Annotated in this window: 9 protein-coding genes; 5 read left to right on the top strand and 4 right to left on the bottom strand. The window is 67.0% G+C overall.

Translation table 11 applies throughout. From position 1 onward, the window contains the following. Positions 1-3: 3 nt before the first annotated feature. Positions 4-222: a hypothetical protein gene (locus N2605_RS17425; protein ID WP_225133654.1), complete on the bottom strand. Its 219-nt coding sequence runs from the start codon at positions 220-222 to the stop codon at positions 4-6. Between the two features lie 219 nt (positions 223-441). On the opposite strand from N2605_RS17425, the gene glmS reads away from it, so the two are divergent. The 3 genes from glmS (at position 442) to N2605_RS17410 (ending at position 4083) form a co-directional block, all read left to right on the top strand. After that, positions 442-2268, top strand: coding sequence for a glutamine--fructose-6-phosphate transaminase (isomerizing) (gene glmS / locus N2605_RS17420; protein WP_260347318.1), 1827 nt, complete (start codon positions 442-444; stop codon positions 2266-2268). An 83-nt stretch (positions 2269-2351) separates the two neighbouring features. After that, positions 2352-3122, top strand: coding sequence for a DUF502 domain-containing protein (locus tag N2605_RS17415; RefSeq protein WP_036012517.1), 771 nt, complete (start codon positions 2352-2354; stop codon positions 3120-3122). A gap of 103 nt (positions 3123-3225) precedes the next feature. After that, positions 3226-4083, top strand: coding sequence for an NAD(P)-dependent oxidoreductase (locus N2605_RS17410; RefSeq protein ID WP_260347317.1), 858 nt, complete (start codon positions 3226-3228; stop codon positions 4081-4083). Positions 4084-4243: 160 nt separating this feature from the next. On the opposite strand, the gene recG is transcribed toward N2605_RS17410, so the two are convergent. Next, entirely contained in the window at positions 4244-6352 is a 2109-nt protein-coding gene (gene recG, locus N2605_RS17405; RefSeq protein ID WP_260347316.1) for an ATP-dependent DNA helicase RecG, read from the bottom strand. A 184-nt stretch (positions 6353-6536) separates the two neighbouring features. On the opposite strand from recG, the gene N2605_RS17400 reads away from it, so the two are divergent. Both N2605_RS17400 and mfd read left to right on the top strand, forming a co-directional pair. Further along, entirely contained in the window at positions 6537-6827 is a 291-nt protein-coding gene (locus tag N2605_RS17400; RefSeq protein ID WP_260347315.1) for an FAD assembly factor SdhE, read from the top strand. Then, positions 6824-10342 carry a transcription-repair coupling factor gene (gene mfd, locus N2605_RS17395; RefSeq protein WP_260347314.1) on the top strand — a complete coding sequence of 1173 codons (3519 nt, stop codon included), beginning with the start codon at positions 6824-6826 and terminating at the stop codon, positions 10340-10342. Before N2605_RS17400 ends, mfd begins: the two co-directional genes overlap by 4 nt. A 132-nt stretch (positions 10343-10474) precedes the next feature. On the opposite strand, the gene N2605_RS17390 is transcribed toward mfd, so the two are convergent. Further along, on the bottom strand, positions 10475-11698 hold the full coding sequence (locus tag N2605_RS17390; RefSeq protein WP_260347313.1) for a GGDEF domain-containing protein: 1224 nt from the start codon (positions 11696-11698) through the stop codon (positions 10475-10477). 87 nt (positions 11699-11785) lie between these two features. Continuing rightward, entirely contained in the window at positions 11786-13288 is a 1503-nt protein-coding gene (locus N2605_RS17385; RefSeq protein WP_260347312.1) for a class I adenylate-forming enzyme family protein, read from the bottom strand. Between the last annotated feature and the right edge of the window lies 1 nt (position 13289).

Here is a 13289-nt window from a genome sequence, read left to right as displayed (position 1 = left end):
GCGCTATTCTTCGTCGGCGAATTCGGAGAAGATCGCGCGGGTCAGGCGCCAGCCGCGCGGCTTGGCGCGCTTCACCGGCTCGCCTTCGGGATGCTTGATGAAGAGGGGCTTGTTCTCTTTGCCGCGCAGCGGCGGCGGCCAATGCGCAAGGTGCGTGCCCGTGGTCTCGCTGGCGCGCAGATTCATCGACGACAGACCCTTGCGGTCGGATGAGCCTTTCATGGCCTGGTTCTCCTGACCGGAATCGTTGGCCAAATGTATTGACAATCGGTTAACGTGCGCGGTTTAAGCCGGCCAATTCGACGCAGACGACGCAGCGGTCGCGGGCCCGTGCTGTCTCAATCAGCAATAATTATTGAGTATCTGGTTCCCTGCGATTTTCGCTAAAAACCAAGCGCGTCGTTTAGGCGATTTTTCGACGATTGGGGGATAGTGATCCGCATGTGCGGGATTGTCGGCATTCTCGGGCGCGAGCCGGTTGCAGAGCAATTGGTGGATTCGCTCAAACGCCTCGAATATCGCGGCTACGATTCCGCGGGCGTGGCCACGCTCGAAGGCAAGCACCTGGAGCGCCGCCGCGCCGAGGGCAAGCTGAAGAATCTGGAGAAGCGGCTGGAGGCCGAGCCGCTCAAGGGCACCACCGGGATCGGTCACACGCGCTGGGCCACCCACGGCAAGCCGACCGTCAACAACGCCCACCCGCACGCGACCGAGCGCGTCGCCGTGGTCCACAACGGCATCATCGAGAATTTCCGCGAGCTGCGCGAGGAGCTCGAAAAGAAGGGCACGGTGTTCCACACCGAGACCGACACCGAGATCGTGCTGCATCTCGTCGACGATTTGCTCACGCGCGGCAATAAGCCCGTGGAAGCGGTGAAGCTGACGCTGGCGCGCCTGCGCGGCGCCTTCGCGCTCGGCTTCATCTTCGCTGGCGACAACGACCTCATGATCGGCGCCCGCAACGGCCCGCCGCTGGCGATCGGCTACGGCGACGGCGAGATGTATCTCGGCTCGGACGCCATCGCGCTCGGCCCGTTCACCGACACGATCAGCTATCTCGAGGACGGCGACTGGGTGGTGCTGACCCGCAAGAGCGCCGCGATCTTCGACAAGGACGGCCATGCCGTCCAGCGCGACAAGATCAGGCACGCCGCCTCGACCTCGCTGGTCGACAAGGCCAATTACCGTCACTTCATGGCCAAGGAGATCCACGAGCAGCCGGAGGTGGTCGGCCACACGCTGGCGCGCTACGTCGACATGGCAACCGAGCGCGTCGCGCTGCCGGTCGCGCTGCCGTTCGATTTCAAGAACATCCAGCGCATCAACATCACCGCCTGCGGCACAGCGAGCTATGCCGGGTTCGTCGCCAAATACTGGTTCGAGCGCTTTGCGCGCCTGCCGGTCGAGGTCGACGTCGCCTCCGAATTCCGCTACCGCGAGGCGCCCTTGCGCAAGGGCGACCTCGCCATCTTCATCTCGCAGTCGGGCGAGACCGCCGACACGCTGGCGGCGCTGCGCTATGCCAAGGCCGAGGGCGTGCACACGATCGCGGTCGTCAACGTGCCGACCTCGACGATCGCGCGCGAGAGCGAGACGGTGCTGCAGACGCTGGCGGGACCGGAGATCGGCGTCGCCTCGACCAAGGCGTTCACGTGCCAGCTCATGGTGCTGGCAAACCTTGCGATCGCGGCCGGCAAGGCGCGCGACGAATTGTCGGACGAGGACGAGACCAAGCTGGTCCACGGGCTCGTCGAGGTTCCGCGCCTGATGGCCGATGCGCTCACGAGCGAGCTCCAGATCGAGAAATTGGCGCACCGGATTGCCAAGTCGCGCGACGTGCTCTATCTCGGCCGCGGCACCAGCTTCCCGCTGGCGCTCGAAGGCGCGCTCAAGCTGAAGGAGATCTCCTACATCCACGCCGAGGGCTATGCCGCCGGCGAGCTCAAGCACGGCCCGATCGCGCTGATCGACGAGACCATGCCGGTCGTCGTCATCGCACCCCACGACCGCGTGTTCGAGAAGACCGTCTCCAACATGCAGGAGGTCGCCGCGCGCGGCGGCAACATCATCCTGATGACCGATGCCAAGGGCGCGGCGGAGGCGACGGTCGAGTCCCTCGTCACCATCGTCATGCCCGATATGGCAGCAGCCTTCACGCCGATGGTCTATGCCGTCCCGGTGCAGCTGCTCGCCTATCACACGGCCGTCGTGATGGGGACCGACGTCGACCAGCCGCGCAACCTCGCAAAATCGGTGACCGTGGAATAGGCAATCTGGATATCGATCGGCCGCTCTCTTCCAAAACCTGCTAGAAGACCCTAGCTTGTGGTAGCGACCGACCTGGAACCCGAATGACCCCCCGCGACGACGCGCCTGCGCCTCTTGATCCCGTTCCGGAACCGCATACCGGCCTGATGGGCCGTTTCCGCAATTATTTCCTGACCGGCCTCGTGGTGACGGGGCCGATTGCGATCACCCTCTATCTGGTCTGGTGGTTCGTTACCTGGGTCGACGGCGTGGTGCGGCCGTTCGTGCCGCTGGCCTACCGGCCGGAAACCTATCTTCCCTACGTCATTCCCGGCTGGGGACTGATTGTCGCATTCTTCACGCTGACGCTGGTCGGCTTCCTCGCGGCCAATCTGATCGGCCGCACGCTGGTCGATGTCGGCGAGACCTTTCTCGGCCGGATCCCGGCGGTGCGCGCGATCTATCGCGGCCTGAAGCAGGTGTTCGAGACGCTGTTCTCGGGCAAGGGCTCGAGCTTCCGGAAAGTGGGCCTTGTCGAGTTTCCTTCGCCGGGCATGTGGTCGATCGTGCTGATCTCGCAGTCGCCGAACGAGGACATCTCGCGCAGCCTGCCGGGGCAGGAGGAGCACGTGTCGGTGTTCCTGCCGTGCTCGCCGAACCCGACAACCGGCTTTTTCTTCTATGTCCCCAAGAGCAAGATCATCGAGGTCGATCTCACCGCCGAGGACGCCGCGACGCTGATCATGTCGGCCGGCGTGGTGCAGCCGGGCTCGTCGCCCGATCCGAAGAAGGCGGCCGCGCTTGCGGGCATGGCGAATGCCGCGCGTATCGCCAATGCCTCCACGCTCCGGCCCGAGCCTGCGAAGGCGGAGTAGGGCCATTCCGTTGCGGGATGGTCGCGTTCACGCGGGCGCATTCGTCCTCTGCTAGGCTCAGGTCGACCGAACCTGCCGCTCGGAATTCGACCTGGAGTGCACGATGTCCAAAACCATTGCGATCCTCGCCCCCGGCGCGATGGGCAGCGCCGTGGCCCGCCGCCTCAGCGAGAACGGTGCGCGCGTGCTGACGTCGCTCAAGGGGCGGAGCGAGGCGACGCGCAAACGCGCCGCGGACGCCGGAATGGTCGGCGCCGAGGACGATGCGATCGCGGACGCCGACATCATCCTCTCGATCGTGCCGCCGGGCGAAGCCGTCGCGCTGGCCGAACGGCTGGCCGCGCTGATCGTCAGGCGCGAGAAGAAGCCGGTCGTGGTCGATTGCAACGCCGTCAATGTCGATACCGTGCAAAGACTTGAGGAGATCATCGGGTCGGCGCAGGCGCCGTTCGTCGATGCCGGCATCATCGGCTTTCCGCCGCAGCCAGGTGGCAAGAGCCCGGCCTTCTACATGTCGGGCGAGCATGCCAAGGACGTTGCCGTGCTTGGGGATCTCGGCCTCGACGTGCGGATCGTCGAAGGCCCGGTCGGCGCGGCCTCGGCGTTGAAAATGTCCTATGCCGGCATCGTCAAGGGCCTCGCCGGCATCGGATCGGCGATGGTGATCGCAGCCACGAAGGCGGGCGCGGCCGATGCACTGCGCGACGAGCTCGCGCTGAGCCAGCCCGCCATCTTGGCGCGGCTCGAAGTCGCGCTGCCCGACATGATCCCGAAGGCCTATCGCTGGGTCGCCGAGATGCGGGAGATTTCAGGATTCCTCGGGCCCGATCATCCGGCCAGCCAGATCTACGAGGGCTTTGCGCGGTGGTTCGAGCATCTGGCGGAGGATGCGAAGGGGGAGGCTGTGGATGCCGCGTTGATGAAGACCTTCGCGGCGAGCATCGCGCGGAAGAAGGCCTGATCGCGCGCATTCTCGCTCTCTCAACACGTCATTGCGAGCGCAGCGAAGCAATCCAGGCTGCCTCCGCGGAAAGATTCTGGATTGCTTCGCTGCGCTCGCAATGACGTGGAGGTTCCGGTGCCTTTGCGTCTGTCACGAACCTTGCGGCACTGCCTCAAAGTTAGCCCGCTCCGATCAGCGGAATCGCCTCGTCGCGCTCATAGAGATACAGCAGGCACCGCAGCGCTTCGCCGCGTTCGCCCTTTAATTTCGGATCGTCCTTCAGGATCCGCAGCGCTTCGTCTCTGGCCTGGGCGATCAGCTGGCCGTGCACCTCCGGACGCGCGATGCGGTAGCCGGGCAGGCCGCTCTGGCGCACGCCCAACACGTCGCCTTCGCCGCGCAGCTTCAAATCTTCCTCGGCGATGCGGAAGCCGTCGGTGGTCTCGCGGATCACCTTCAGCCGGGCCTTCGACATCTCGCCGAGCGGCTCGCCATAGAGCAGGATGCAGGTCGAGGCCTCCGAGCCGCGTCCGATGCGGCCGCGCAGCTGGTGCAGTTGGGCAAGGCCGAAACGCTCGGCGTTCTCGATCACCATGATGGTGGCGGCCGGAACGTCGACGCCGACCTCGACCACGGTGGTCGCGACCAGCAGGCCGATCTCGTGCGCGGCGAACTGGGCCATGACGCGGTCCTTCTCGGTGCCCTTCATCTGGCCGTGGACGAGCCCGACGCGGTCACCGAAGCGCTTTTGCAGGGTCTCGAAACGCTTGGTGGCGTTGGTGAGATGCTCGGTGCCCTCCGCCTCCGACTCCTCGACCAGCGGGCAGATCCAGTAGACCAGCTTGCCGGCTTCGAGCGCGCGACCGACGCCTTCCATGACCTCGCTGATGCGGCTCATCGGCACGGCCCGGGTATCGATCGGCTGGCGGCCGGCCGGCTTTTCGCGCAGCTCGGAAATGTCCATGTCGCCAAAATAGGTCAGCACCAGCGTGCGCGGGATCGGCGTTGCGCTCAGCACCAGCACGTCGACAGCCTCGCCTTTGGACGTCAGCGCGAGGCGCTCGCGCACGCCGAAACGGTGCTGCTCGTCGACGATGGCGAGCGCGAGATCCCTGAAGACGACATCGTCCTGGATCAGCGCATGGGTGCCGACGAGCAGGTCGATCTCGCCGTCGGCGAGCTCGGTGATGATCTCGCGCCGCTCCTTGCCCTTCTCGCGGCCGGTGAGGATGGCGACACGCAATCCCGCGCGCTCGGCGAGCGGAGCGATGGTCTTGATGTGCTGGCGCGCCAGGATCTCGGTCGGGGCCATCAACGCGGCCTGCTTGCCGACCTCGGCGACCGCGGCGGCCGCGAGCAGCGCCACCACGGTCTTGCCGGAGCCGACGTCACCCTGCAGCAGGCGCAGCATGCGCAGCGCCTGCTTGAGGTCTTCGGCAATCGCCGCCGCAGCGTTGCGCTGTGACGGTGTGAGCGCGTAGGGAAGGGCATCGATGATCTTGTTGCGCAGATGCCCGTCGCCGGCATTGCGCACGCCCGCGGGACGGCGCAGCTGCGCGCGGATCAGGGCGAGCGCGAGCTGGCCGGCCAAGAGCTCGTCGAAGGCGAGGCGCGACCAGAACGGCCGGTCGGGCAAGATGTCGGTTAGCTCGACCGGCTGATGCACGCGGTTGAGCGCTTCCGCGATCGGCGGGAAGTCGCAGCGCCGCAGCACCTCCGGGCTGATCCATTCCGGCAGCGCGGGAAGCTTTTGCAGCGCCTGCGCGATGGCACGACGGAGCGATCCCAGCGCGAGGCCTTCCGTCAGCGGATAGACCGGGTCGATCCCCGACAGCTTCGAGATCGCCTCCTCGTCGAGCACGCGATCGGGATGCACGATCTGCGGGATGCCGTCGTACATCTGCAGCGTGCCGGAGACGAAGCGCTTCTCGCCGACCGGCAAGAGCTTTTCGACAAAGCCCGGCTTGGCGCGGAAGAAGGTCAGCACCACGTCGCCGGTATCGTCGCTGGCGTAGACCAGATACGGCGCGCGCGAATTGCGCGGCGGGGGCGGGCGGTGACGATCGACGGTAACCTCCAGCGTCACCATGGTTCCAACGGCCGCGTCGCGGATCTTCGGCCGGGCCCGGCGGTCGATCACCTGGCTCGGCAGATGCAAGAGCAGATCGACCAGCCGCGGCGTCTCGCTGCGGCTGAGCAGGTACTGCAACAGCTTGTCCTGCTTCGGACCGACGCCGGACAGGCTGGTCACGGGAGCAAACAGCGGATTAAGCAGGCTGGGGCGCATGAGAGCGAATCTAGGATCGTTTCGGCCCGTCATGCCCCGCTTTATGCCGGGCATCCACGTCTTTTTTCGTAGCCGCCCGCGAGCTCCGGCCATGCCAAATCAAGGGCTGACACCGGGGGTCCAAGTGGCTATATCACCCCCGCCCGGCACGTCCGGGCTTTCTGCGTTTGACTGGATTTGAGACATGACGGGAACGACACGATCGAGCAGCGGGCTGGATGACCGCCGCAAGCGGCTTCTGTTCCGCTGCTGGCACCGCGGCACGCGCGAGATGGACCTGATCCTCGGCCGCTTCGCGGATGCCGAGATCGGCGATCTGTCCGATGACGAGCTGAGCCAGCTCGAGACTTTGCTCGAGGTCAACGATCCCGATCTGTATGCCGCCATCACCGGCGACAAGGTGCTGCCGGCCGACGTCGCCGGCGCGCTGTTTGCCCGCATCAAGGCGTTTCCGATCGCGGACGGCAACGCATGAAGCAGGGAATGAAATCTCCGGCCGAGCTGCTCGCGCCCGGCCGCGCGCTGACGCTCGCCAATGTCGCGGAAGGTGCCGAAGGCCTCGTCGTCTCCGATCTCGCGCGCGCCATCGCGGCGCGGCCGAAAAAGCCGGCGGTCAGCCTTGCCGTGGTCTGCCGCGACGGCGGGCGCATGCAGTCGCTCGAACGCGCACTTAGGTTCTTCGCGCCCGATCTGCCGGTGCTGACCTTCCCGGCCTGGGACTGCCAGCCCTATGACCGCGTCTCGCCGCATGGCGGCGTTCTCGCCCAGCGCCTGACCACGCTGGCGCGGCTGGCCTCGCTCACCGGCAGCGACAAGCCGCTGATCGTGCTGACCACGGTGAACGCTGTGGTGCAGCGCGTGCCCGCGCGCGAGCTGGTCGCGGCGCAGGCGCTGTCGGTCGCGCCGGGCAACGTCGTGCCGATGGACACCGTCGTCGCCTGGCTCGAGCACAACGGCTACAACCGCTCCTCCACCGTGCGCGAGCCCGGCGAATACGCCGTGCGCGGCGGCATTTTGGATCTGTTTCCGGCGGGCCTCGAGCAGCCGGTGCGGTTCGACTTCTTCGGGGACAGCCTGGAATCGATCCGCTCCTTCGACGCGGAGACCCAGCGCACGCTGCTCGACATGCGCTCGCTCGACCTCGTGCCGGTCTCCGAGTTCCAGCTCGTCACCGACACCATCCGAAGATTCCGCATGGGCTATGTCGCCGAATTCGGCGCGCCCGAGCGCGACGATGCGCTGTACGAGGCTGTTAGCGAGGGCCGCCGCCATCCCGGCATGGAGCACTGGCTGCCGCTGTTCCAGGACCGGATGGACACGCTGTTCGATTATCTGCAAGGCGCGGCAATCGCGATCGAGCCGCAGGCCGAGGACGCCGTGCGCGAGCGCTTCAAGCAGATCCTCGACTATTACGAGGCCCGGCGCGATGCGATGGAGCATCCCGGCGGCGGCGCGATCTACAAGCCGCTGCCGCCCGACCGGCTGTACCTGACCGAGGAGGAATGGACCAAGCGCCTCGGCGCGATCCCGCTGGCGCGGCTGACGCCGTTCTCGGTGCCGACCGACGGCACCGGCGTAGTCGATGCAGGTGCGCGCAAGGGCCGCGATTTCGCGCCGGAGCGCAACGACAGCAATGTCAACGTGTTCGAGTCCGTGGTCAGCCACGTCATGGCGCTGCAGGCGCAGCGCAAGAAGGTCGTGATCGCGCTGTGGACGGAGGGCTCGCGCGACCGCATGACCTCGATGCTGCGCGACCACAAGCTCGCCCACACCACCAGCGTCAATTCGTGGCGGACGGTGCAGGCGACGCCGCGCAACGAGACCATGCTCGCCGTGCTCGGCCTCGAGAGCGGCTTCGAGACTGACGAGATCGCCGTCATCAGCGAGCAGGACATCCTCGGCGATCGCCTGGTGCGGCCGCGCAAGGCCAGTCGCAAGCTCGACAATTTCATCTCGGAGGTGACGAGCCTCACCGCCGGCGACATCGTCGTCCACGTCGATCACGGCATCGGCCGGTTCATCGGCCTGCAGACGCTGGACGTCGCCGGCGCGCCGCATGACTGCCTCGAGCTGCATTATGCCGCCGAGACCAAGCTGTTCCTGCCGGTCGAGAACATCGAGCTCTTATCGCGTTACGGCTCTGATCAAACCACGGTCGAGCTCGACCGCCTTGGTGGCTCGGGCTGGCAGACCCGAAAAGCAAAACTGAAGAACCGCATCCGCGAGATCGCGGGCGAGCTGATCAAGATCGCGGCCGAACGCATGCTGCACGAAGCGCCGAAGCTGCCGGTGCAGCAGGGCGTCTACGACGAGTTCTGCGCACGCTTCCCCTATGACGAGACCGAGGACCAGCTGGGCGCGATCGAGTCCACGCTGAAGGATCTCGAAAAGGGCCGCCCGATGGATCGCCTGATCTGCGGCGACGTCGGCTTCGGCAAGACCGAGGTGGCGCTGCGCGCCGCCTTCGCCGTGGCGCTCGACGGCAAGCAGGTCGCGGTCGTGGTGCCGACCACGCTGCTGGCGCGTCAGCACTACCGGACCTTCAGCGAGCGCTTCAAAGGCTTCCCGGTCAATGTCGCGCAGGCCTCGCGCCTGATCCCGACCAAGCAGCTCAACGAGGTCAAGAAGGGTATCGCCGACGGCTCGGTCGACATCGTCGTCGGCACCCACGCGTTGCTCGGCAAGGCGATCAAATTCCGCGACCTTGGCCTGCTCATCGTCGACGAGGAGCAGCATTTCGGCGTCAGCCACAAGGAGCGGCTGAAGGCACTGCGCGCCGAGGTGCACGTGCTGACGCTGTCGGCAACCCCGATCCCGCGCACGCTCCAATTGGCACTGACCGGCGTCCGCGAGCTCTCGATCATTGCCTCGCCCCCGGTGGATCGCTTGGCGGTGCGCACCTTCGTCGCCCCGCACGATCCCCTGATGATCCGCGAAGCGCTCCTGCGCGAGCGCTATCGCGGCGGCCAGGCGTTCTACGTCGTGCCGCGTATCGACGATCTCGCCGAGGTCAAGGACTTCCTCGACAAGAACGTGCCCGAGATGAAGGTCGCGGTCGCGCACGGCCAGATGCCGCCGGCCGTGATCGAGGACATCATGACCGCGTTCTACGACGGCAAGTTCGACGTTCTGTTGTCGACCACCATAGTCGAGTCCGGCCTCGACATCCCCAACGCCAACACGTTGATCGTGCATCGCGCCGACATGTTCGGCCTTGCCCAGCTCTACCAGCTGCGCGGCCGCGTCGGCCGCTCCAAGCTGCGGGCCTATGCGCTGTTCACGCTGCCGGCGCAGCAGAAGATCACCGCGCAGGCCGAGCGCCGGCTCACCGTGCTGCAGTCGCTAGAGACGCTGGGCGCCGGCTTCCAGCTCGCCTCGCACGACCTCGACATCCGCGGCGCCGGCAATTTGCTCGGCGAGGAGCAGTCCGGCCACATCAAGGAGGTCGGCTTCGAGCTCTATCAGTCGATGCTGGAGGAGGCGATCGTCAACCTCAAGGCCGGCGTCTCCGAGCCCGCCGCCGACCGCTGGTCGCCGCAGATCACTATCGGCATGCCCGTGCTGATTCCGGAGGACTATGTCAGCGACCTCTCGGTGCGGCTGTCGCTGTACCGGCGCCTGGCCGATCTCGACACCGAAGAGGAGATCGAGAATTTCGGCGCCGAGATGCGCGACCGCTTCGGCGTGCTGCCGGACGAGGTGCGCTATCTGTTCAAGGTCGCCGCGATCAAGGCGTTCTGCCGCCGGGCCAATGTCGAGAAGATCGACGCCGGCCCGAAGGGCGCCGTCATCGTCTTCCGCGACAATTCCTTCGCCCATCCCGAGCGCCTCGTGAGCTTCATCCGCAGCTACGGCCAGGCCGCCAAGGTGCGCCCCGACATGAAGGTGGTGTTCCTGCAGGACTGGGAAACGCCGGAAGAGCGGCTCGCGGGCACCACGGAGATCATGCGACAGCTGGCGCAGCTCGCCGAGAGCAAGAAGGCGGCGTAGAGGCACCGGCCTCACCGCGTCATTGCGAGGAGCCCTTGCGACGAAGCAATCCAGAGTCTTTCCGCGGAGGGATTCTGGATTGCTTCGCTGCGCTCGCAATGACGGTGGTTATTGCGACAGCCCGCGAGAAAGCTAAGACGCCGCCCTTGACGCGTCCGCCGACAGTCGCGCCAGCAAGGACCTTGCCGTATCCGACGGCGACAGCGAGTCCACGCTGACCACGGGATCGCTGCGCATCTCGTGCTTGCCGTTGGAGGTGTGCCGCATCACCGCCGACAGGCGGCGCGCGATCATATGCGCGGTGCGGAAGTCGGTCTCGGCGAACACGACGATGACCGAGCCGTCCTTCTGCGCGGCGCCAAAATCCATCTGCCGCATCAGGCGGCTGAGGATGCGGGCGGCGTCGAGCTGGGCGCGGGGATTGTTGGGATCGAAGGCGAAGCGCGCGACCGAGAGGCCGCCGCCGCGGGCGAGCGTCTGCTCGACCGCCTTGGCGAAATCGCGGGCGAAGGCTTCCACCGTGAGCAGGCCGCTGCGCGGATCGAGCCAGCCGCCGGCATCGATCGAGCGTAGCGTGCGGCTCAGCTGCGCTTCCATGGCGTGCTGGCGGATCAAGGGCAGCGCGTTGGCCGCGATCCTCGGCGGCTCGCCGGTGATCAGCTCGAGATTGGGCAGGTCGTAGCTCTGGGTGAGCTGGTGGGCGGTGACGACCACGGGCAGGCTGCGGAAGCGGGTGTCCTCGGCGAGCACGGTCAGAAACGCATCGGTCACGCGCGCGGTAAAACCTTCGGCGAGCACGACGCCGTCGAGATCGCGGGTGTTGAGGTGTTTCGCGGCAGCCTCGATCGAGAGCGCACCGACCACGCCGACGCGTTCGCCGAACGCGACGGAGAGCGCAGGGTAAGCCGCGCCGCGGCCGATCAGGAGCACGGTGGCATCGCGTGCGGGATCGCCCTGCGGCAGCGCGACTTTCACTTCGGGCAGCCGGCGCAGAACCGTTGCGTGCAATGTCCGCACGCGCAGCGCCGCCCGGAGCCGCGCGATCAGCCGGTCGGGATTGCCGCCGCGCGAGGAGAAGGGCAGGGCGTTGTGCGGCAGCGTGCCCGCCGCATCCAGGGCCACGAAGGGCAGGTAAGGCGATTGAGCGGCGATCTTCTGAGCAAGCCGCGTCACATGCGGCTCGTGCCCGGCATGGACCGCAGCGAGAACCGCGGCCGGCTGCACCTCTTCGACCGCGCGCGGCGCGCTGGTCCAGTCGGTGTCGACGACAGGGAAGAGCCGGGCCTCGTCCAGCGCCGCCACGAAGGCGGGGCGTTCGGCATCGGACACAAACAGGATCGGGCCCGCCTGGGACATGTAAAAACTCTGATCGCGCAACAATTTGCCGCCGCAATCTAGTTTGGCCGCCTTAATGCTGCGTCAACGCAGGCGCTGAAACCGCGCCTAGGCCGGCCCGGAGCGGTCGCGAAAAGCCTCGACCATCAGGGGGTTAAGCCCGAGCTCGCTGAGCGCCTCGCGGGCGCGGGCATTGTCCTGGGCGCGCCCGGCGAGCCGGTGGCCGGAGAGGCGGTCGGGCAGCGCCGTGAGCAGCGCGCCCTGGCCGAGCCGGCGCGCCCATTCCTGCAGATCGTTGGAGAGGAAGCGATAGCCGCCGACGGCCATGATGCCGGAGGGCGGCGCTGTGATGCAGATCGCGCCGCTCGGGCGATCGAGCCGCGCGGCATAGCCCGTGTCGACATAGTCGCGCGGCGGCTGCGCCGTCAGCGTCTCGCCGACCGGCTGCGGCGGGGCGTAGGCCGCGATCGGCACCATCGCGCCGCGCAGGCCAAGCGTGCCCTTCGGCGTCAGCAGGATCTCGCCGGCGATGGAGGAGCCGGACTGCTCGCGCGGAGCGCCGTGCGGCCCCGGCATCACCGGCACCGGCATGCCGTCCTCGCCGCGGCGGGCGCCGAACAATCCGGCCTCGCCGAACAGGTAGACGTCGGTCAGCGGCGCATGCGGCGCAATCCAGGCATCGCTCGCCGCGACCTGCTCGGGCGCGCGCCACAGGCCGATGACGTTGCGCAAAGTCGGCATCCGCGCCGCGAGGTCGGCATCGCCGAGCCGCAGCGCGAGCTGCGCCGGCGCGATCAGCACCTCGCATTCGTGCTCGTTGATCTGCTGCTCCAGCACATCGTTCTCGAACGGATGATGCAGCGCCATCGTGCCGCCCGAGAGCAGCCACACCGCGAGCGAGGAGGCGAGCCCTGCGAACGACATCGGCGTGAACGCCGCCATCACGGTCGCGCCCTGCTTGATGTCGGCTTCGAGCGACATCGCAAGGCCGCCCGCGATCAGGCTGAAATGCGGCCGCGGCACCGGACGGAAGCCCTCCGCCGTGACGTCGAAGGAGATCATGGCCGCCTTGCGGCCGTCCTGGATCACGGCGCGCGTGGTGCCGGGCGGGCGTGCCAGGACATCGTCGAGCGAAGCCATGCCTTCGGGCAGGTCGCTTCCGAAGCCGTAGACGTGCCGGATCGAGAACGCCTCGGCCGCGGCGTGCATGGCGAGATCGGCATAGCTGACGCCGTCGACCGTGCTCATGGTAACGATGGCGCGCGCGGCGGTGCGGTTCAGCGCTGCGGTCAGTTCCGCATGGCGCCAGAGCAGCGGCAGCACGGCGACGACGAGGCCGGCGCGATGGGCGGCGAGCACGGTCAGCACGAATTCGACCGTGTTGGGCAACTGGATCGCGATCACGGAATTGGCGGGCAGGCCGGATTCGACGAAATGCGCCGACAGCGCCTCGATGGCGGTATCGGCCTCGGTATAGGTCATTCGCCGCGGCTGGTGCCCGGTGATGCGTGCCTTGTTGAGCGGATCGAGCAGGGCGGTCGCGTGCGGCTGCCGCATCAGCGTGCGCTGAAACAATGTGTCGAGCGTCGGCGATATTGCTGGCTGGTTCACG

The sequence above is a fragment of the Bradyrhizobium yuanmingense genome, from assembly GCF_025200905.1.
Taxonomy (GTDB): domain Bacteria; phylum Pseudomonadota; class Alphaproteobacteria; order Rhizobiales; family Xanthobacteraceae; genus Bradyrhizobium; species Bradyrhizobium yuanmingense.
This window is presented reverse-complemented; position numbering and strand designations above follow the sequence as displayed.

Excerpts from the sequence above, each read along its gene's own strand:
- N2605_RS17425 (WP_225133654.1), bottom strand. The coding sequence starts at position 222 with ATGAAAGGCTCATCCGACCGCAAGGGTCTGTCGTCGATGAATCTGCGC.
- glmS (WP_260347318.1), top strand. The coding sequence starts at position 442 with ATGTGCGGGATTGTCGGCATTCTCGGGCGCGAGCCGGTTGCAGAGCAA.
- N2605_RS17415 (WP_036012517.1), top strand. The coding sequence starts at position 2,352 with ATGACCCCCCGCGACGACGCGCCTGCGCCTCTTGATCCCGTTCCGGAA.
- N2605_RS17410 (WP_260347317.1), top strand. The coding sequence starts at position 3,226 with ATGTCCAAAACCATTGCGATCCTCGCCCCCGGCGCGATGGGCAGCGCC.
- recG (WP_260347316.1), bottom strand. The coding sequence starts at position 6,352 with ATGCGCCCCAGCCTGCTTAATCCGCTGTTTGCTCCCGTGACCAGCCTG.
- N2605_RS17400 (WP_260347315.1), top strand. The coding sequence starts at position 6,537 with ATGACGGGAACGACACGATCGAGCAGCGGGCTGGATGACCGCCGCAAG.
- mfd (WP_260347314.1), top strand. The coding sequence starts at position 6,824 with ATGAAGCAGGGAATGAAATCTCCGGCCGAGCTGCTCGCGCCCGGCCGC.
- N2605_RS17390 (WP_260347313.1), bottom strand. The coding sequence starts at position 11,698 with ATGTCCCAGGCGGGCCCGATCCTGTTTGTGTCCGATGCCGAACGCCCC.